Annotated in this window: 17 protein-coding genes; 8 read left to right on the top strand and 9 right to left on the bottom strand. The window is 40.7% G+C overall.

Translation table 11 applies throughout. The annotated features are described in order from the left end of the window. Window positions 1-22: 22 nt before the first annotated feature. Entirely contained in the window at window positions 23-814 is a 792-nt protein-coding gene (locus QL986_RS01680) for an SDR family oxidoreductase (RefSeq protein ID WP_290191058.1), read from the top strand. 155 nt (window positions 815-969) lie between these two features. Here QL986_RS01680 and QL986_RS01675 read toward each other — a convergent pair whose 3' ends face one another. The 3 genes from QL986_RS01675 to QL986_RS01665 all read right to left on the bottom strand — a co-directional run bounded on the left by QL986_RS01675 (window position 970) and on the right by QL986_RS01665 (window position 3,245). Beyond that, window positions 970-1,584: a hypothetical protein gene (locus QL986_RS01675; RefSeq protein ID WP_290191057.1), complete on the bottom strand. Its 615-nt coding sequence runs from the start codon at window positions 1,582-1,584 to the stop codon at window positions 970-972. 228 nt (window positions 1,585-1,812) lie between these two features. Then, window positions 1,813-1,992: a DUF6435 family protein gene (locus QL986_RS01670; RefSeq protein ID WP_024603117.1), complete on the bottom strand. Its 180-nt coding sequence runs from the start codon at window positions 1,990-1,992 to the stop codon at window positions 1,813-1,815. Between the two features lie 92 nt (window positions 1,993-2,084). After that, window positions 2,085-3,245, bottom strand: coding sequence for a PQQ-dependent sugar dehydrogenase (locus QL986_RS01665; protein ID WP_290191056.1), 1,161 nt, complete (start codon window positions 3,243-3,245; stop codon window positions 2,085-2,087). A gap of 366 nt (window positions 3,246-3,611) precedes the next feature. Here QL986_RS01665 and QL986_RS01660 point away from each other — a divergent pair, with 366 nt between their 5' ends. The 3 genes from QL986_RS01660 (at window position 3,612) to QL986_RS01650 (ending at window position 6,931) form a co-directional block, all read left to right on the top strand. Further along, the gene (locus QL986_RS01660) at window positions 3,612-4,655 is read left to right on the top strand and encodes an FAD-binding oxidoreductase (RefSeq protein ID WP_290191055.1); all 1,044 of its coding nucleotides are present in this window, start codon (window positions 3,612-3,614) and stop codon (window positions 4,653-4,655) included. Further along, complete coding sequence (locus QL986_RS01655; protein WP_036954487.1) at window positions 4,652-5,704, top strand: acyl-CoA desaturase; 1,053 nt, start codon at window positions 4,652-4,654, stop codon at window positions 5,702-5,704. Before QL986_RS01660 ends, QL986_RS01655 begins: the two co-directional genes overlap by 4 nt. A 225-nt stretch (window positions 5,705-5,929) precedes the next feature. After that, window positions 5,930-6,931, top strand: a complete 1,002-nt coding sequence (locus QL986_RS01650; protein WP_288369064.1) for a branched-chain amino acid aminotransferase — start codon at window positions 5,930-5,932, stop codon at window positions 6,929-6,931. Between the two features lie 62 nt (window positions 6,932-6,993). Here the strand turns inward: QL986_RS01650 and QL986_RS01645 are convergent, their stop codons facing one another. After that, window positions 6,994-9,549, bottom strand: a complete 2,556-nt coding sequence (locus QL986_RS01645; RefSeq protein WP_290191054.1) for a TonB-dependent receptor — start codon at window positions 9,547-9,549, stop codon at window positions 6,994-6,996. A 177-nt stretch (window positions 9,550-9,726) separates the two neighbouring features. Further along, a complete protein-coding gene (locus QL986_RS01640; protein ID WP_013465102.1) occupies window positions 9,727-10,038 on the bottom strand; it encodes a DUF962 domain-containing protein in 312 nt (103 codons plus the stop codon). Between the two features lie 157 nt (window positions 10,039-10,195). On the opposite strand from QL986_RS01640, the gene QL986_RS01635 reads away from it, so the two are divergent. Next, window positions 10,196-12,352 carry a prolyl oligopeptidase family serine peptidase gene (locus QL986_RS01635; protein WP_290191053.1) on the top strand — a complete coding sequence of 719 codons (2,157 nt, stop codon included), beginning with the start codon at window positions 10,196-10,198 and terminating at the stop codon, window positions 12,350-12,352. A 68-nt stretch (window positions 12,353-12,420) separates the two neighbouring features. Here QL986_RS01635 and QL986_RS01630 read toward each other — a convergent pair whose 3' ends face one another. Beyond that, complete coding sequence (locus QL986_RS01630; RefSeq protein ID WP_290191052.1) at window positions 12,421-13,713, bottom strand: anti-phage deoxyguanosine triphosphatase; 1,293 nt, start codon at window positions 13,711-13,713, stop codon at window positions 12,421-12,423. A 181-nt stretch (window positions 13,714-13,894) separates the two neighbouring features. Between QL986_RS01630 and QL986_RS01625 the strand changes: the two genes are divergently transcribed. After that, window positions 13,895-14,704: a glucosaminidase domain-containing protein gene (locus QL986_RS01625; RefSeq protein ID WP_013465099.1), complete on the top strand. Its 810-nt coding sequence runs from the start codon at window positions 13,895-13,897 to the stop codon at window positions 14,702-14,704. After that, complete coding sequence (locus QL986_RS01620) at window positions 14,697-15,365, top strand: DUF2987 domain-containing protein (protein ID WP_016900395.1); 669 nt, start codon at window positions 14,697-14,699, stop codon at window positions 15,363-15,365. The genes QL986_RS01625 and QL986_RS01620 overlap by 8 nt, the downstream gene beginning before the upstream one ends. Before the next feature lie 63 nt (window positions 15,366-15,428). Here QL986_RS01620 and QL986_RS01615 read toward each other — a convergent pair whose 3' ends face one another. Beyond that, a complete protein-coding gene (locus tag QL986_RS01615) occupies window positions 15,429-16,607 on the bottom strand; it encodes a GGDEF domain-containing protein (RefSeq protein ID WP_290191051.1) in 1,179 nt (392 codons plus the stop codon). Between the two features lie 135 nt (window positions 16,608-16,742). Then, window positions 16,743-17,633 carry a TIGR01777 family oxidoreductase gene (locus QL986_RS01610; RefSeq protein ID WP_036954506.1) on the bottom strand — a complete coding sequence of 297 codons (891 nt, stop codon included), beginning with the start codon at window positions 17,631-17,633 and terminating at the stop codon, window positions 16,743-16,745. A 168-nt stretch (window positions 17,634-17,801) separates the two neighbouring features. Here QL986_RS01610 and QL986_RS01605 point away from each other — a divergent pair, with 168 nt between their 5' ends. After that, the gene (locus QL986_RS01605) at window positions 17,802-18,845 is read left to right on the top strand and encodes an AI-2E family transporter (protein ID WP_013465095.1); all 1,044 of its coding nucleotides are present in this window, start codon (window positions 17,802-17,804) and stop codon (window positions 18,843-18,845) included. Window positions 18,846-18,884: 39 nt separating this feature from the next. Here QL986_RS01605 and QL986_RS01600 read toward each other — a convergent pair whose 3' ends face one another. Then, window positions 18,885-19,967: an FAD-dependent oxidoreductase gene (locus QL986_RS01600; RefSeq protein WP_290191050.1), complete on the bottom strand. Its 1,083-nt coding sequence runs from the start codon at window positions 19,965-19,967 to the stop codon at window positions 18,885-18,887. Window positions 19,968-20,134: the final 167 nt, after the last annotated feature.

The following is a 20,134-nucleotide window of genomic DNA, read 5'->3' as shown; positions in this document are numbered from 1 at the left end:
GTCAAAGACTATAAGGTAAACCATGGATTATAACAATAAAACAGTATGGATCACCGGTGCATCATCAGGTATTGGTGAAGAGCTTGCAAAACAATTTGCAGAGCAAGGTGCGAAGGTTATTTTATCAGCGCGTAACGTTGATAAACTCAACGAGATAAAAGAACAGTTAAAAGGGCAAGGGCATCGGGTAATACCGCTTGATTTATCAAAGCCCGAAATCGTACTGCAGGATGTATCAGCGCAAATAGATAGCTTAGGCCCGATTGATATTTTAATTAATAACGGCGGAATTTCGCAGCGTAGTTTATTTTTAGAAAACGACTTTAAAGTGTACCGCCAACTCATGGAAGTAAATTACTTTGGTTTAATTGCACTCACTAAAGCAGTGCTACCCTCAATGGTGGCGCGAAAAAGTGGTTCTGTAGTGGCTATTAGTAGCGTGGCAGGCAAAGTGGGCTCTAAATTTAGAACGGGTTATTCAGGCAGTAAATACGCTGTAGTAGGCTTTATGGATTGCTTACGCGCCGAAGTCGCGCAGCACAATATACATTGCTTAACTATTTGCCCTGGCTCAATTAAAACAGCAATTGCCCATAATTCATTGAACGAGCAAGGAGAGGCACAAAACAAACCTGAGCCTTCAATAGAAAATGGTATGAATGTAAATGTAGCCGCATCGAAAATGCTCACCGCAATCTATAATAAAAAAGACGAAGTTGTAATAGGCCAAGGGTTGAGTGGTTGGGCACCGTTTATAAAACGGTTTTTCCCTAGTTTATTTAATCGCTTAACCGCCAAGGTAGAATATAAATAGCCTGAGAATTAGTGGACTGTTAGCAAAAATTTAAGTTACATTTGTGCTGACAGTGTACTTCTATTTTTTAAATAATGGAGACGTTAAAGTTAATGATGCATAGTGTTAAGCTAAGAGTATCTTTATCTGTAACTTTCCTTTTAGATAACAATTCGCTACGAGGCTTTTACTGCTGACTCTTTTGATTTATTGAAGATCACAATAGAAAATATAACTTCTGTTATGCCACCAACAAAAGCACCAATGACGAAGTTAGCATTTAATAATATACAAACTACTCCCGCTAGCATAAGCACAGCACCTAAAAGCCAATAAACTTTTGCACCATATAAAGTATTAAAAATTAAATAACGCACACCCATTGCCAACAGCATTATTGGATAAAACCATTGCAGATGCAGCTTAGAAACATAGAAGGCGAGGAAAAAACCAACAAATAAAATAACGGTACTTTCTAAAGCAAGTTTGCCTAATGGGTTTGTGGAGTCATGTTGTCCAGGGCGCTTAAGTACTTTTGATAGCAACATAGCCAGCGGGTGTATAAACATACCACCAATAAACAGGGTAAGCATACTCGCTTTAGTTGAATACAGTACTGCAATTAAACCAGCAAAACACCAAACTAACCCAGAAATAACAACACCTGTTGCGCCACCAAAATAGGCGAGATCCATGTCTTTTTGTGCTTGCTTAAATTCCATAAATACCCCGTGACCTAAAAGTGGATATCCCTCAAACAGAGGAAAGTAATTATTGGTTAATAATTCCACTAATTAACTTTAATGTAAACAACTGATTATGCGAGAAATAAAATGGCTTTTGAGTGTCGCACCAATAGGGCTGTAATAACGTGATGGGGGAAATGCAAAGTGAACTTATAAGAAGTGTATCTAATTTTACTTAGTTGGATAAATGTTTATCGAAGTTATTTAGTCTGGGAAATACAAACCCCGCACTGTTAATGCGGGGTATAGGTTTAAACTCATTTGGTTAAATGTTTACTGGGCTTTTTTGGCTTCGAGCGCTTCTATTTCATTCCAAATTTTTTCAGCCTCGTCGGTTAACATAGCGTAGCTTTTTATATCGCCTTTTCTTTGCGCTTGCATGCCTTGTTCTAATTTTGCGTCGTATTCTTTACGTAATTTTTTGATTGGATCTGGCTTTAAAAATGAAAACATCAACACCCTCGTTGTTTATTAGCTAATTACAGAAACAATACGCAGTGAAGACGCAAAAAGTTTGCTGTTACTGTAATTAGCTTATTAAAAGATTATTGTGGGTCAAGGCGCATAATGCCTTGGCCGTCCAATCCTAAGTAAATAGTGCCATCATCACTTTGTGCTAGACTGCGAATACGACCAATGCCTTCCAGTAATTTACTTTGTTTAACGACATTGCCATCTGCTATTTCAAGTACGCTAATAAACGCGTATTTCATTGAAGCGAGTAAAAATTTTCCTTTAAGCTCAGGATACTTGTCACCTTTTACGAGCAGCATGTCTGAAGGAGCAATAGAGGGTGTCCATTGTAATGTGGGCGCTTGCATGCCTGATTTTTCGGTTAAATCGGTAAACGAGGTGCCACTGTAGTTAATACCATAGCTTACCACTGGCCAGCCGTAGTTAGTTTTAGGCTTAATCATATTAAGCTCATCGCCGCCACGGGGGCCGTGTTCGTGTGCCCAAAATACATTATTTTCACCATCGAACCACATGCCTTGTGGGTTACGATGCCCGTAAGACCAAATCGCTGATTTTGCGTCTTTTTGTTTTACAAATGGGTTGTCGGTTGGAATTTTACCATCGTCGTGTAAACGATAAATTTTACCGCCATCGCGGCTTAAATCTTGTGGGTTAATATCTCGCGAGCCGCGATCGCCAATCGAAAAATACACATAATTTTGGTTATCAAACACAATACGGCTGCCGTAGTGCTGGCCTTTTTTAGAATTATGCTCGCCTTTGTATAATTGTTGTGGCTCGCTTAATTGGCTGTGATCGTTACTTAATTTTGCGCGCATAAGTGCGGTGTTACTGCCAGCACCGTCACCTTCACTGCTTGAGTAAGTGATATACAGCCATTGATTATTAGCAAAATCAGGATGCAGCTCTAAATCAAGTAGGCCGCCTTGGCCGTTGGCATCAATTTTAGGTAGCCCAGAAATTTTAGTTAAGCTGGTGGTATTTTTACGCAATAAATATAAGGTGCCACTGCGCTCGGTTATTAATAAATCACCGTTTGGTAGAGCCTCAATAGCCCAGGGAATAGAAATCCCTTGGGCAACAGTGACCGGTTTTACATTAAGCGCTAATTTATCCAGTTCTTTAAAATCAACTGCATGAGCACTAAGGCTGGTAAGCGCCGAAAATGCCAATGCACAACTGGCTGTGGCGAGTGTAGAAAATTTTTTACGCGTTGTTACTTTGTTCATAATGGCTTCCAAAATTAACTAAATTTTAACTACCTTAGCACGCTATTGATCACAGTGTTAAGTATTTGGGATGAATGAAATTGCACACTATTTAACCGCTTTAATGTTGGTTTTTAGCTTAATGAGCTTGTTTATGTCCCTCAGGTGTTTAACTAACTTTACGGGTATAGGAATTAAAGACCGCTTTAAAAAAATTGAATAATTACCCTATTAGGGTTGAAATTTAAAAATTCGAGCGTACACTTGTGCGCTGAAAGTTGAGCTTACACGTGTAGGCTCAAATATTTAAAGCCCAGCACATGTGTTTGCTTGAATTCGCTTAACACAAAGTGATGGGTAGTCGATTTAAGTAGAGAATTAATCACCATGTTAACTTCGGTATTAGACCAATTTTCAAAATGGTTTTTACACCATCAAAGCTTTGCCGCTTACATAGAGCCTTTAATACAGGTCGTTAAACCTGCATGGCGAGCCGGCTTTTTTCGTGCGCAAATTGTTGATGTACACGCGTTGAGTGGTCAGTTTTTAAGTGTAACGCTTAAACCCAATAAACAGTGGCGCGCCCACATTGCGGGCCAGCATATTAGTTTAACGCTTGAGCTCAACGGGCGTTTGCTTACCCGTTTATTTACGCTTGCTTGCAGCCCCGCGCAATACAAAGCAACCGGATTGCTGCGAGTTTTAATTAAAACCAATGAGCAAGGACGTTTTACAGCTCAGTTGCAAAGCACATTAAAGGCGCCGTCGTGGTGTAATATTTCTGCGCCAAGTGGCGACTTTGTATTTAAAAGCTGGCATAAAGCCAGCACCTTTGTTGCTGGTGGCTCAGGTATTACACCTATGCTGGCAATGCTTAGCCAGCAATTAGCAAATACTCAGCACACCATCAAATTACTGTATTTTGCAAAAGCTAATGAGCACCAATGCGTTGAAGAACTTGCCGCATTAGCAGAGCGTTATGCGCATTTTTCTTACTTGTTACTCACTCGCGATATGAGCCCGCAATTAACTACGCATATAAACATCGATGACAATCCTGATATTTACTGCTGTGGGCCAGCAGCGTTTATGCAAAAAATTGCACATTTTGCAAACCAGCATCATTTAACCTATTACCAAGAAGCCTTTAGCCTTGCATTGCCAAGCTTAAATGATGACAGTCAATTTACTGTAAAAATTAATAATGATCACCACGACGTAGCAGCGAATGAGGTGTTGTTAACTCAGTTTGAGGCAAAAAAACTACCTGTGCAGCGAGGGTGTGGGATTGGTATTTGTCATCAATGCCAGTGCATTAAAAAAACGGGCGTGGTGCGCAATTTAAAAACCGGTGAGTTATCAGATAACGGCGAGCAGTTAATTCAACTGTGTGTTAGCCAAGCGGTCAGTGATTTGGAGTTACAGCTATGACAACCATAAATTATCAACAATTAGCCGAAGATTTAGATGGCATAAAAATGTCGACGTTTGCCAAAGTAGGGCAAAAGGATGCTAATTATATACGCTCTATTGTCCGCAAGCAGCGACTGTGCGAAATAGGTGGGCGCATTTTATTAATGCTTGGTTTTGTACAGCCTTTATTGTGGGTGGCGGGTGTGTTGTTACTGGCTTTGGCTAAAATTCTCGACAACATGGAAATTGGCCACAATGTAATGCATGGTCAATACGATTGGATGAACGACAAACAGCTTAATTCAAAAACATACGAGTGGGATATAGCCTGCGACGGCCAAAGTTGGAACCGAGTACACAATTTTGAGCACCATACTTACACTAATATTATTGGCAAAGACCGCGATTTTGGTTATGGCTTATTAAGATTAAGTAATGACTTTAAATGGCGTTTAAAAAATACTTGGCAGTTTATTACCTATTTAAATTTAAGTGTGCTATTTCAGTGGGGCGTGTCGTACCATGAGCTGGCGGGTGAGCGTGTGTTTATAGGTAAAAAGAAGCCAAACCGCAAAGGGGCTGTAGCGCATAGTACGTTAAAAAAACGCTTTTTTAGTAAAGGGGCGCGCCAATTAATTAAAGACTATGTGCTGTTTCCACTTTTAGCGGGGCCTCTGTTTTTATGGGTGCTAAGCGGTAACTTATTGGCGAACCTAATTCGTAATTTATGGACATCAACCATTATTTTTTGTGGCCATTTTACCGAGCAAACGCATACCTTTTACGAGCAAGATTGTGAAAACGAAAGCCAGGGTCAGTGGTATTATCGCCAAGCGCTTGGGTCGTCAAACATTAAAGGGGCGCGTTGGTTTCATATTTTAACGGGGCATTTAAGTTTTCAAATTGAACACCACTTATTTCCTGATATGCCATCGTCACGCTACCAAGAAATAGCACCACAAGTGCAAGCTGCTTTACAAAAGCAGGGCATTGCATACAACACCGGCGGTTTTTTTCACCAATATACCTCGGTGTTAAAACGTATATTTCGTTATTCATTTAAATAGAGGTTAATAAAATAGCCGCTACTATAATGTATGCATTAAATAATCAGCTAGCCTTAAATTGTTAGCTGATTATTGCATTAAAGAGTTAGCAAGTGCTTTTTTGATTAAATAATCATCAGTACATGCAAAAAATTCGTCTAATTAATTTAAAAACAGCCTGTTTTGCTATGGTTAAATAGTAGCGGGTTGTCATACAATGGAGAAAAATAGACCACACAAGAGAGAATAAAAATGGCCGCATTTGGTACTGTGTTTATGCCGCAGATGATTCAAGCTAAGTTTTCTGACAATCAGTGGGGCGAAAGCTCAATTGTTCCTTGCGATAAGCTTGAGTTGCATGCAGGTGCACACGTTCTTCATTATTCAAGTACATGTTTTGAAGGTTTAAAAGCCTTTCGCCATGAAGATGGTTCGGTAAATATTTTTAGAATGGATGCAAATATTGCGCGTATGCAGCAAAGTTCTGAATTATTAAGTTTACCAGCGGTTGATGGCGAGATGCTAAAAACAATGATCATCGATATTGTTCGTGAATACGCCGATGAAACGCCGCTTCCTCCTGGTTCTATGTATATTCGCCCAACCCACATTGGTACTGAAGCTGCCATTGGCAAAGCGGCTGCGCCTTCAATGAGCTCATTGCTTTATACGTTATTATCGCCAGTGGGTGACTACTTTTCAGGTGGTGCTACCGCGTTACGTGTTTTATTAGAAGAAGACGGCATGCGCTGTGCCCCGCATATGGGTATGATTAAAAGCGGTGGTAACTATGCTAGCGCGCTTGGCCCAATATCAGCAGCGCGCACTAAATATAAAGCCGACCAAATTTTATTTTGCCCAGGTGGCGATGTGCAAGAAACCGGCGCGGCCAACTTCATATTAATTGATGGCAACGAAATCATTACTAAAGCACTCGACAGCACCTTTTTACATGGTGTTACTCGTAATAGTATTTTAACCATTGCGAAAGATTTAGGAATGACGGTAAGCGAGCGTAACTTTACCGTAACTGAGCTTTTAGAGCGTGCAGCAAAACCAGGCACTGAAGCAGCACTTTCAGGCACTGCAGCAGTATTAACACCAGTAGGTACGTTTATCCATAACGATAAAGAATACAAAGTGGGTAATGGTGAACCAGGACCAACAACAGCACGTTTACGCCAAGCATTGAACGATATTCAATGGGGTAAAAGTGAAGATACACACGGTTGGTTAACTAAAATCTAATCGGGTTCAAATTCATTAAAAAGCCACACTAAATAGTGTGGCTTTTTGTTTTTAGCTGCAGCTTAAAATTTCATTTCAACTTTGCCGTAAACATAGCGGCCATTAAAACCAAATGGCGAAAAGCCCGAGTAAGAGAACAAACGAGAGAAAGTGGTTACATCGCTCACTAAATCCCGAGTTGGATCTGGGTATACATCAAACACATTATTCGCGCCTAAGCTCAGAGTAATGTTGTTATTAAGTGCATAAGCAACATCTAAGTCGGTGATCCACTTTGGCTTGAGCACTTCGTTACGCTCTGGAATTTCTGATGGGTCTTGTGTTTCACCATAGCGAGTGCTGCGAAGTGTGGTACGCCATTCGTTTAGTGTCCATGTAGCGCTTAGGTTGTATTTGTTACGCGGGGTACTTACTTCAAAACGACGCAGTTCATTACCCGAGAACAAATTATCTTGTTCAACACCTACGCTTTGTAGCTCAGCGGGTGGGGCAATAATATTAGTCACTTCGTTTTTGCCGTAGTTATAGCCTAAATTAAATGCTACATCACCGTAGTTATCGGTCATTAGGTTGTAAGAGGCAACCACATCAACGCCACGGGTTTTGCTATCAATCGCGTTTAAGAAAAACCGCCCTTGGTTAGCTCCAGTGCCCTCAAGTAAGCTTGCTACACCTGCACCCGACAGGTTATTTGATAACACAATACGGTCATCAATTAATATTTGGTAATAATCCACAGATAAGCTGAAATTAAAGTCGGTTGACCAGGTAAAACCTACCCCGTAGTTGGTGGCTTCTTCTGCATCTAAGCCCGGTGATCCCAATGCAACGGCTACATCACTACTTGGGGCAAACGTCCCTGTTTGTGTTGGAATACCATCAACAAACACGGTGGCCACTGAAGTAAAATATTGCTGTTGCAGAGAGGGCGCTCTAAAGCCGGTTGATACAGAGCCGCGTAATGCTAAATCTTCTGTTAGCGTATAACGGGTGGCAATTTTACCATTAAGCGTATCGCCAAAATCAGAGTAGTCTTCGTAACGCGCAGCGACGGCAACGTTCCAGTTATCTGTAATAAAGGCTTCTAAATCAATGTAAAGGCTAACATTATGGCGGCTGTTATCACCCGCAGACTCAGGTGTGAAACCTGGGAATACTTGCGAACCTGCAGAGCCAAATGGGCCATTAACTGGGTCGGTTACTGCGCCACCAGGGCCAAAAGTGCCTTGTGCGTATGAGGCTTCTTCGCCTGCCTGAATTTCGTAGCCTTCACGACGATACTCAGCGCCCACTGCGACGTTAATTCCGCTAGCTAAAAAGTCTGCATCAATCTCGCGGCTAAAATCAAGATTAATAGTCAGCTGATCGTAGGTAAGTGTACCGGCATCAAAACTGGTTTGACTGCTAGGTCCATATGAGGTGTTTAAGCTATCAATAACACCAAAGTTAAAGGCATCTTGGCCGTATACAGCAGAAGCGTCGTAATTCCATTCATTAGCAAAACCTTTTACGCCAAGTGCTAATGAAAAATCGTCAATATCTGAGGTGATCACCGGTAAAAAGCCATCAGGATAAATATCTGTTACGTTACGGCTGTCTTGTGCGCGACGATAAAAACCACCGCCTTCGCCTTCACGCTTGCTGTAAGAGCCAAACGAGTAAAGCTCGGCATCGTTAGTTAATTGATAACCGGCATTATAAAACAGCGCGAAGTCTTCAACGGTGCCATTACCAAAGTTATGATTGTAACGATCCCATGTGAACTCACGCGGATCAAGAGAGCCATCAGGTAGGCGGGCGTAATTTTCGCGCTGGTCATAATCAGAGCGATTCGTTGAGCTACGGTCGCGATATTCAGTAGAAATACTTAAAAAGCCGTTATCGCCCAATTCAAACCCCATATTACCTTGCAGGGTTAAGGTGTGGCCGTCGGTAAGCGAACGGTCGCTGCCTTCATTAAAGGCTAAGTTGCCATTGGCATCTTCAGAAACGGATTCTAGTTGAGGCACACCCTGCATTTCGGTGATGTTTGCTCCATATACAGCACCTAGGCTGCCGCCACTGCTATTACTTTTAAGGACAATATTAATCACACCGGCAATGGCGTCTGAGCCATATTGCGCAGCGGCACCATCGCGCAATACTTCTATTCGCTCAATGGCATTGGCTGGAATAGCGTTTAAATCAACCGATGATGACCCACGACCGGTTGAACCATTTAAATTAAGCAGTGCATTACTATGGCGACGTTTACCATTTACAAGCACTAAGGTGTGATCAGGTGCTAAGCCACGCAGTTGAGCGGGGCGCACATGGTCGCTGCCATCGGTGATTGATGGCTGAGGGAAATTAAAGCTTGGTAATAAAGTGCTCAGTAGTGCATTGGTTTCAGTTTGCCCTGAACTTTTTAGGGCATCACCGCTAATGATATCAATCGGAACTGGGCTGTCTTCAACTGTGCGGCCGAGTCGGCGAGAGCCAATTACACTAATTTTTTCAATATTTTCTTCTGCTTGTGTTTCTTGCTGTGCGGCATTTACCGACCACGAGCCAAGTAGTGCAGCGGCAACACTGAGTGTAATGGTTTTTTTTGCTGTAAATAGCTGTTTTAGTTGCATGATTAGTTTCCCTCATTCAATGCTCTACAGGTAATTCAATTGTTAATGAACTAATTGAAATTTCTGTTGTCAAGGTAGACCATTTTTACAACCAAGGTCAATTTAATTACATTCAATCTACAATTTATTTACAGCGGCAGGTGGACTATTTGAGTAGCCTGTAGCGTAAGTCGCCATTTACCATTTAATTTTACCTGTGAGCATATCTTTAAACATTACCCAATCGCCCCATAAACTATATAACGGGTGCTTAAATGTAGCAGGGCGGTTTTTTTCAAAAAAGAAATGCCCAACCCACGCAAAGCCATAACCAATCACTGGTAATAACCATAACAACATAAGTTGTGAGCTAAAAAACGCATAACCTGCCAGTAACAGTACTAAACTACTGCCTATAAAATGCAATCTACGGCAGGTTTGATTACGATGCTCTTTTAAGTAATAAGGGTAAAAGCGTTTAAAGCTTTTAAAGGATTGGGTTTCTGTCATTACTTAGCCTATTGGTGTTTAAACGTTGTTCATTAATGTATTTAAGCGTAACTAAGCGCAGGTTAACAGCGATAAATGACGTTTACCGCATCTTAATAGACAAAAGCAGGAAAAGTTAATAACTTAGAGTGATTATCAACAAGGAAATAAAATAACAATGCTAAAAAAAACACTTACCTGTGCGGTTGTAATCGCACTTGCGGGTTGTTCACAACCTGCAGAAAACACCTCTCAAAATGAAGTAAAAACAGCAATGAAAGCAGTTAACTCTCTAGATTACCCTGAAACTAAAAAAGGCACAGTGGTTGACACTTACTTTGGTGAAAATGTGGCTGATCCGTATCGTTGGTTAGAAGATGATATGAGTGATGAAACGGCTCAATGGGTTAAAACACAAAATAACCTAACCTTTTCATATTTAGAGCAAATACCGTACAGAGATACGTTAAAGCAGCGCCTTGAAAAGTTAATGAACTACGAAAAAATCAGCGCGCCGTTCACCGAAGGTGATTACACCTATTTTTACAAAAATGATGGCCTGCAAAATCAGTACGTTTTATACCGCAGTAAAGACGGCGGCGAGGCTGAGATTTTCTTAGATCCTAATACCTTTAGTGAAGATGGTACCACTTCAATGTCGGGCTTATCATTTTCAGAAGATGGCTCATTGTTAGCATACCAAATATCGGAAGGTGGCAGTGATTGGCGTAAAATCATTGTTATAGACACCGAAACCAAAGAGCAAGTAGAGCAAGCACTGGTTGATGTTAAATTTAGTGGCGTAAGTTGGTTGGCAAATGATGGTTTTTATTATTCAAGCTACGATAAGCCAGAGGGCAGTGAGCTTTCTGCAAAAACTGATCAACATAAAGTGTACTACCATAAATTAGGCCAAGCCCAAAGCGAGGATACGCTAGTATTTGGCGATACCGCTGAGCAAAAACACCGTTATGTAGGCGCCAACGCGACCAAAGATGGCCGTTATTTGTTTATTAGTGCTAGCGTATCGACCTCAGGCAATAAGTTATTTATTAAAGATTTAACTAAGCCAGATAGCGAGTTTGTTACCGTAGTGGGTAATACGGACTCTGATACCAGTGTGATTGATAACGAAGGCAGCAAGCTATTTTTGGTTACTAACTTAAATGCTCCGAATAAAAAAGTAGTGACGGTTGATGCAAGCAACCCGCAACCTGAAAACTGGCAAGACTTTATTCCAGAAACCGAAAACGTACTTAATGTAACGCTTGGCGGAAATACGTTTTTTGCCAACTACATGGTTGATGCTATTTCTAAAGTGAAACAGTACAACAAAAAAGGCGAATTGATCCGCGAAATTAGCTTACCAGGTGTTGGTACAGCGAGTGGCTTTGGCGGTAAAAAAGAGCAAACTACGCTTTATTACTCATTTACTAACTACAAAACACCTGGCACGACTTACAGTTTTGACGTACAAAGTGGTGAGTCTAAAGTATATCGTAAGTCAGGGATTGATTTTAATAGCGACAACTACACCTCTGAGCAAGTATTTTATACCTCTAAAGATGGCACTAAAGTACCGATGATTATTACTTACAAAAGTGATATTAAATTAGACGGTAGCAACCCAACTATTTTATATGGCTATGGTGGCTTTAATATAAGCTTAACACCTCGCTTTAGCTCTACAACAGCGGCTTGGCTTGAGCAAGGCGGCGTATACGCAGTGGCAAACATTCGTGGTGGCGGTGAGTATGGTAAAGAGTGGCATAAAGCGGGTACGCAATTGCAAAAGCAAAACGTATTTGACGACTTTATTGCCGCCGCACAATACTTACAAGATAAAAAATACACCTCTAAAAAGCGCCTAGCACTGCGAGGTGGTTCAAACGGCGGGTTATTAGTCGGTGCCGTAATGACCCAGCGACCTGACTTATTTCAAGTGGCGCTACCTGCGGTAGGTGTACTGGATATGCTGCGTTATCATACTTTTACAGCGGGCGCTGGCTGGGCATACGATTACGGTACTAGCGACCAAAGTAAAGAAATGTTTGATTACTTAAAAGGCTACTCGCCAATTCATAATGTAAAAGCAGGGGTTGAATATCCGGCGACTATGATCACTACAGGCGATCATGATGACCGCGTTGTACCGTCGCATTCATTTAAATTTGCAGCAGAGCTTCAAGCGAACCAAGCGGGCACTAATCCAACGCTTATTCGTATTGAAACCAATGCAGGCCACGGTGCGGGTACGCCAACAAGTAAAATTATTGACCTTTATGCCGACATGTACGGTTTTACGCTTTACAACATGGGCATTAAATCACTTTAATGTGACTTTATAAGCTAACGAAAAGCCGAGTTACTTAAATGACTCGGCTTTTTTTTATGCTCACTACTTTATTGTATGGGAGAGAACAACCGTTGATAAGTTTTATAAGCGTATTCGTCACTCATACCGCTTAAGTAGTCACAAATAATTCGCATGCCTTGATGGTGTTTTTCGGCTTCTAGGTAAAGTGCTTGCGTGGTTTCGGGTAATAACCGCATTGGATCGCTGGCAAATGCGGTAAACAGTTCAATAAGCAGGTTCTGCCCTTTAAATTCTATTTGTTGCATTTGTGGATCGCGTATCAAGCGTTGAAATACAAAATGTTTAAGTATTTGTAATACGTTTTCGTATTGCTGATCTAATTTAGCGGTGTGCTTTAAAATAGGGCATTCAAAGGCATCGTTTTGTATGTCTAAATGAATATGAATAATAAAGGTATTTACTAATTCACCAATGGCATCTTTGCGTTCATGTTCGTGCTTTGAAAATAATCGCTCTGTAAGTGATTTAAGTAGCGTATTTAACCAATCATAGTTGAGTGCTTGTAAGTGCGGCAATGCATGGGCTAACCAATCGTCTAGGCTTAACACATCGGTGGCTATGGCATCTTCAAGGTCGTGTACGGCATAGGCAATGTCATCAGCCAGTTCCATAATGGCACTATCGAGAGATTTATAGCGTGTTTTAGCTCGGTATGAATCTACAATATTTTGGCTGGTTAATAATGCTTTATCGTTTTGACTCAGTGGTTCAATGATCCAATTAAATATAGGTGCATCGTCATTGTAAATACCTTTAGCAGGTCGCCAGTCGTCGGCTTTTATAAACGCGCGTTGTTTATCTACTTTGGGAATGTTGTACCACAACTGATCGATAAAACCAGGGTACTTTATAAACCCTAATAATGTGCGCCTTGTTAAGTTCATGCCATAGCCATTACTATAAGGCTCTAGTTTGGCGACTATTCGTAGCGTTTGTGCGTTACCTTCAAACCCGCCATGATCACGCATCATGTAGTTAAGTGCAATTTCTCCGCCGTGCCCAAAGGGGGGATGGCCGATGTCGTGCGCTAAACATAAGGTTTCGAGTAATCCGGTTGATGGAAAATGTTCAAAACGAGGGTGCTGGGCTTTTAAGTGACGTAATATGCCCGTGCCTATTTGCGATACTTCTAAAGAATGGGTAAGACGTGTGCGATAAAAGTCATTTAAACCAATACCCATTATTTGAGTTTTGGCTTGAAGGCGTCTAAATGCTGCAGCATGAATAATTCGAGAGCGGTCTATTTGCCAAGGAGAGCGGTTATCGTTTGGGCGGTGCTTATATTGTTCAATTATTCTATTTTGCCACTGTTTATCCATGTCACAACCTATCTCTATATCTACGACTTTAACGCTTAGTATATTATAAATAACTCACAATAGGCGTATGAATTTTATTCAGTTGTTCGGTATTCGCGTTTATAAAGTGGCTTAGGTATAATGAGTGTTCGTATGTATGTGACTACACCATACATAACTTAGAGTTTAATTGAGATAATACATGTTAAAAACTATTTTTCAGTTGTTGTTAGCCGCCCTTGTTATTTGGGCACTTACTCATCCATTTATACAAACTGATGAGTTTGTTTCAGATGAACAAACACGTGCTGACGACATTAAAAAAGAAAAGAAGAAAGAAAAACCATTGCACAATGTTAAGTTGCCAAAATTCTCAGAATACACCGATGTAAAAGAGAAAAAGCATGCGTTTTTTAACTTCATTAAGCCCCATGTAGAAGCCGAAAACAAAAAGATTTTACAGCAACGTGCAAACATTGAAATTGCGCGCATGATGCTAGAACACGACGAGCCGTTAAGTAAAAAACAAGCGAGCGATATTAAAAAAATACTTAAATTATACCGCTTACCTGAAACCTTAGACACGCTTACACTAACTCAAGCGCTGCGCCGTGTAGATATTATTCCTAAAGAACTTGCCCTAATGCAAGCTGCTAATGAGTCGGCATGGGGTACCTCACGCTTTGCCCGAATAGGCTTAAACTTTTTTGGCCAATGGTGCTACAAAAAAGGCTGTGGCATGGTGCCAAGAAGACGTAATAATGAAGCCGAGCATGAAGTGGCTGCATTTAAATCGGTTCGCGCTGCTGTAACGTCATATTTTAGAAATATTAATACGCATAATGCCTATAAACAATTACGCAGTATACGTGAAGATTTACGCGCACAGCAAAAGCCAATTAAGGCGACTAAGCTAACCCTTGGGCTGATGTCCTACTCAGAGCGTGGTGAAGCGTATATTGAAGAGCTAAATACGATGATCAATCAAAACCGAGCGTACTTTGATGAATAAACCAGTATTAAAATTAGTTACGACTATAGCGACCTGCTTTTTAGCAATAGCGGCAAATAACACCTATGCTAAAGAGTTTGTTATGTCGTATGACGGTTTTTACGACCGTTTAAAAGTAGTAAACAAAGGCGATTTTCAGTACGCCCGCGTAAACTTTTATATTAGCGATATTGGTACTAACGAAGTATGTAGTATCAAAAGCGGGACTATTTTAACTGAAAAAAATGAGTACCCGCTTAATTACACTGACAAAGCGCAACTGTTATTACCGTATGATAAGCAGCTCGATACTGACAAAGCGGTGATTGTGGTTCAGCCTAAAAATCCGATTCATGATTGTCAGTTAAAGCTCCAAATAGAGGCCAACGAGCTAGAAGGGCTAACCTTTTCAAAGCAATCATTATTAACCATTAATAATGAGCTTGAAGCGCTTTTAACAGACTTGTCGGGCTTTTTTGTTAGCAAACTAATGTGGTTTTTACTGCCTGAGCAAAAAGGGGTGGTTGTTACTTTTAATGCGCCTAAACAATTTGATGATGAGCGCATAACATGCGAAGAATCAGTATGTTATTTTGAAGTAACAGACAGCTGGCAAAACGACACAAAAGTATTGGCTGATATAAACGAGGTAGTTAAAGTAACGCCTTGGATCAGTAAGTAATAAAATTAATTGGTTTGATTATAAAGCGGGGTCAGGTTTGACCCCGCTTTTTTTATTGCTAAATTAAATAATGGCAGAGTGGCTATTCATGAGCGCGCTTTTTTCATCATGAGTAACAACTTTATTTCGGCCCGTTTCTTTAGCAAGGTAAAGGCGTTTATCAGCTTGCAATAGCAGCTCTTGCATATTTAAATCGCGAATAAGTGCGCTACTTACTCCAGCACTAACAGACAGTGCAATACTATTACCGTTAAAATAAAAGGGATATTGATCAATACTTCTGCATAGCTTTTGGGCTAACTGCCTTGCTTGAGTAAGATTTTTTTGATTAAGGAAAATAGCAAACTCTTCTCCGCCAATTCGAGCGGTAATGCCTGCTTCAAAAAACAATTCGTTAATATGTTGTGCAATCCACTTTATTGCTTCGTCGCCAGTTTCATGACCATATCGGTCGTTCACTTGTTTAAAAAGATCGATATCGAGCATAATTAACGACACTCTGCTGTTAAGTGGTGCAGTGTGGGTTATTTTTTTACACAGGCGGAAAAAGCCTCGCCTGTTTAATAATTGTGTGAGCGGATCGTGATTAGCTAAGTTTATTAGTTTTGATTCTTCATTGGCAAAAGCAATAAACGGCAGAATTAACGCACTGGCTGTGGTTAAAAATAAATGCGAGACCAATAATAGTTGTAACCCTGCGGCTAAGTTCGCCTGACTAATTTGGCTAAAGTAGGGTAAAACAAGGAGTACAACTTGCAACAGCATTACTACACTGTGTAGTGAAAAGCAGGCAATTAGTAGTCGTTGCTGTACTTTAGCAACACTGGGGGTTTTGATCATTAAATAGGCCGCGTAGCTAAATAGTACGGCAGTAATGATACTGGTAATAATTTGTCCCGCATCAATGAGATACACAGCAAGTAGCAATGTGCAACATATAGCACAAGCATAATATAAAGGCGTTAGCTTCACTGCAGGCACCGTACTTTGTGGTATTAACCCTAAAATAAGCAGGAGTGGGGTTAAAATAATAAATAGGTAAGCAAAAAAGTAAGTTAAAAGTGGATAGTCAATCACTCCTCTCAAACCAATCAGGGCAATAGCGGTTATAAACGAGCAGCAGGCAGTAGCAAAAAATAAAAAGCTAGGTTGTTTTTTATATGAATACACTGAAAAAAAGAACACTGCAATAAACAAGTTAAGAATAAAACAGAGGCTAATTAATGTGGGTAAATGAAGCATGTTTTAGTTGCTCTTTTAGCTGAATAAGAAATAACGCTTAACTCATTATTAGGTAGTAACACTAAAATAGCAAGGGAGTAAAAAGTATTAACTTTATACTCCCTTGCTACAAACTTAACCCTTTCAGGTCAGTCGTTAAACTAAACTTTTTAATGCGGCATCGATTTCAGAAAAGTGAAAACGGTAATTATTTTCTAATGCTTTTTTAGGCACCACAAATTGGCCGGTTGTGAGTAGATCTGCCATTTCTCCCATTAAAACATTGAGCACAGCTGCAGGCATGGGCATAAAGGCAGGGCGTGACAATGCTTTACCCAATGATTGGCTAAATTGTTTATTGCTTACCGGATGCGGGGCAGTGGCATTTACAGCACCAGAGATATCTTGATTACGAATCAAAAATAAAATGAGCTGCACCATGTCATCAATGTGGATCCACGACATACCTTGCTCGCCATTGCCAATTGGCCCGCCTAAACAAAGCTTAAATGCAGGCAACATTTTTCCAAGTGCGCCGCCTTTTTTAGCCAGTACAATGCCTGTGCGAAGTAAGCAAACACGAGTATCGTCAGACTCAGCTTTTAATGCAGCGAGTTCCCAATCCCTGCAAAGTTGGTGACTAAATTCATCGTGTGGTTCTGTGTTGTTTTCATCAACTTGGGTTTTACCTTGGCGACCATAATAGCCTATTGCACTGCCTGAAATAAACGTATGTGGCGGTGTATGACACTGATTAATTGCATCGCTTATGGCTTGGGTAATAATAATTCGGCTATCGCGTATTTTTGCTTTTTGTTTATCACTCCAGCGTTTATTAACGATAGGTTCGCCGGCTAAATTAATGACAATATCGACCGTATTAAAATCGACATCGTCTAAGCTGCTAACAGCATTTACTCTGTGGCCTAACAAAACTTTAGCTTTGGTTGGGTTTCTACTTAGTACCGTAATGTCGTGGTGGTGCAACAAGAAAGGGCAAAGGTGCCTACCAATTAAGCCCGTGGCGCCTGTAAAAAATATATGCATTGCAACTCCAAAATTATAAATAAAGCGGGATGTTTAAAATTTATACTCCCCAGCTCAACGATTTGCAAATTTATACGTACTAATCATTATTATGATCACCCATAAATATTTCATTCTATTGGGTTTTGCCTTACACTGAAGCCAAATAACAGCAATAGGATAAGAGTATTGGCAAGTTTAACTGGGGTAAATAAAAGCTTAATTATTTTTGCAGCGTTGGTCATTGTATTGGCGGGCATTAAAGCCGCAAGTGCTATTGTTATTCCGTTTATTTTGGCAGCATTCATCGCCATTATTTGTAGCCCACTCATTAATTTTTTTGCTCGCTACCGTATTCCAAAAGGCATAGCGGTGGTGCTTGTGGTGCTTATTATTATGGGCTTAGGTGTTAGCTTAGGCGGTTTAGTGGGGCAGTCGGTTAATGACTTTTCAAAGCAGTTACCTGAATACAAAGCACAGTTAAAAGAAGAATTTGTATGGCTGGTTGATATGGCCTCGCAATACAATATATTAATTAATAAAGAACAAATTTTGTCTATGTTCGACCCCGGTAAAATGGTTGATGTTGCCACCAATATGTTAACCGGCTTAGGTAGCGTAATGGCCAATATGTTTTTAATTATTTTAACGGTTGTTTTTATGCTGTTTGAAGGGCCCATACTTGGTAAAAAAATACATTTAGCACTAGACGACCCCGATAGTAAAATTAAGCAAATTGACCGCTTTTTAGACTCTATCAACTCTTATTTGGCTATTAAAACCCTAGTAAGTTTAGCCACCGGTGTAATTGCTGGTTTTTACTTATGGATACTCGATGTTGATTACTTTGTACTTTGGGGCGTACTGGCATTTATGCTTAATTACATTCCTAACATTGGTTCAATCATAGCGGCTGTGCCAGCACTGTTACTGGCGCTTATTACTCAAGGTCCTTTAGTGGCAGGCCTCGTTGGTGCGGGTTATTTAACTATAAATACCGTAATGGGTAATATTGTAGAGCCTAAATACATGGGTAAAGGGTTAGGGCTCTCTACGTTAGTGGTATTTTTATCGTTAATATTTTGGGGTTGGCTATTAGGCTCTGTGGGAATGTTGTTATCGGTGCCGTTAACTATGATTGTAAAAATAGCGCTAGAAGCCAGTGACGAAGGGCGTTGGTTAGCTACCATGCTTGGCACAGGTGAAGAAACCGTCATTAAATCAGAAGACTAATACCTTACAAAGGCGTGGCTAAGCACGCCTTTAACATTATTAAGTATTTATTAAATTAGCTAAGGCGCTATCTACAGCGTTTATAGCCCCCTCTAAATAGCCAGCCTCCTGCTTTGCAAACTCACTGCCCACAAAATGCACTTTTAACTGTTTGAGCTGCTCGCTAAGCCCTGAAAAATTAAATTCAGGATGCTGCGATACACCTAGTTGGTCATCCTTGTTGGCCACAAATTCATCCTCAGCCCAATCTTTTATCGTGCAATGAGTGGCAGTATAAGCCTGCTCACCATAAAAATAGCCAAGCTGATCAAGGCAGGCTTGGGTTAATTGCTCGCGAGTTACTTGACTTCGCTGTAAGTAAGGCACGCCAATAAAGCCAAATAGAGCAGGGTGAGCATGATCACTTGCTGACGCATCATGAATTTCTACTAACGGGCCAACACGGCTAAAACATTGCCCAGATAAGTTTTTATCTCGCCAAAAAGCGTGCTCAAAGGTGGCAACAAATTTTGCTTGGCCAGCCATCCACGTCGGCACCGACGTTAAACGCTGAGTTAAAACATTATCAGCCCATAAATGCGGGGTTAAATGCTGGCCGATCATTCTAGGGGGTAACGCAAACAGTAACTGATCGCAAGTAAAGTGCTGCGTACTCCCTTGGTAATTAGCGCTTATATGCCAGCCATCGGAGAGCTTTTTTACTTCGCTAACAGCGTGCTCTAATTTAACGGTGTTTGGGTCAAGCTGCTGATAAAGCGCATTAATAAGCTCGTTCATACCGTTTTGAATTCTAAATAGCTGCATTTCACCCGCCCCTGCAATTTGCTGAGCAGGGGCAGTATGCGATGCTTGATACAACACATCACCTTGGGTGTATTGCTCAAACACAGGGATGTTTAAAGCAGCAACTAACTGTTGAATATTAGGCTGGTGCGGAAATATCCAGGTAGGGCCCAAATCGTGGCCAATGCTGTTGTTAGTCGCTAAAAAGTGAGAGGCAATCCTGCCACCCAAATTGGCTTTGGCCTCTAATAATAAAAACGGAATATTTCGTTTTTTTAGGCTGTAAGCGGCATATAAGCCCGCTAAGCCACCACCAATAATAACCACAGGTTTATGCATTTTAAAATCACTTTAGCTAAGTCAATCTACTAGTAGGTAGTTTGTGGTTTTTATGCAGATTTGTCAAAACGTTTTATGGGCTAAGTGAGTAAGCTTTAGTGTGCACTCATACTCAGGAAAATGAGCGACGCGCGTATAGTATGCTAATTAGCACTGCTTAAAAGAAT

Origin of the sequence: Pseudoalteromonas sp. APC 3250, from assembly GCF_030407915.1 — a bacterium.
In the GTDB taxonomy this organism is placed as follows: domain Bacteria; phylum Pseudomonadota; class Gammaproteobacteria; order Enterobacterales; family Alteromonadaceae; genus Pseudoalteromonas; species Pseudoalteromonas tetraodonis.
Note: the sequence above shows the minus strand (reverse complement) of the source record. Positions and strands in the feature narration are given on the sequence as shown.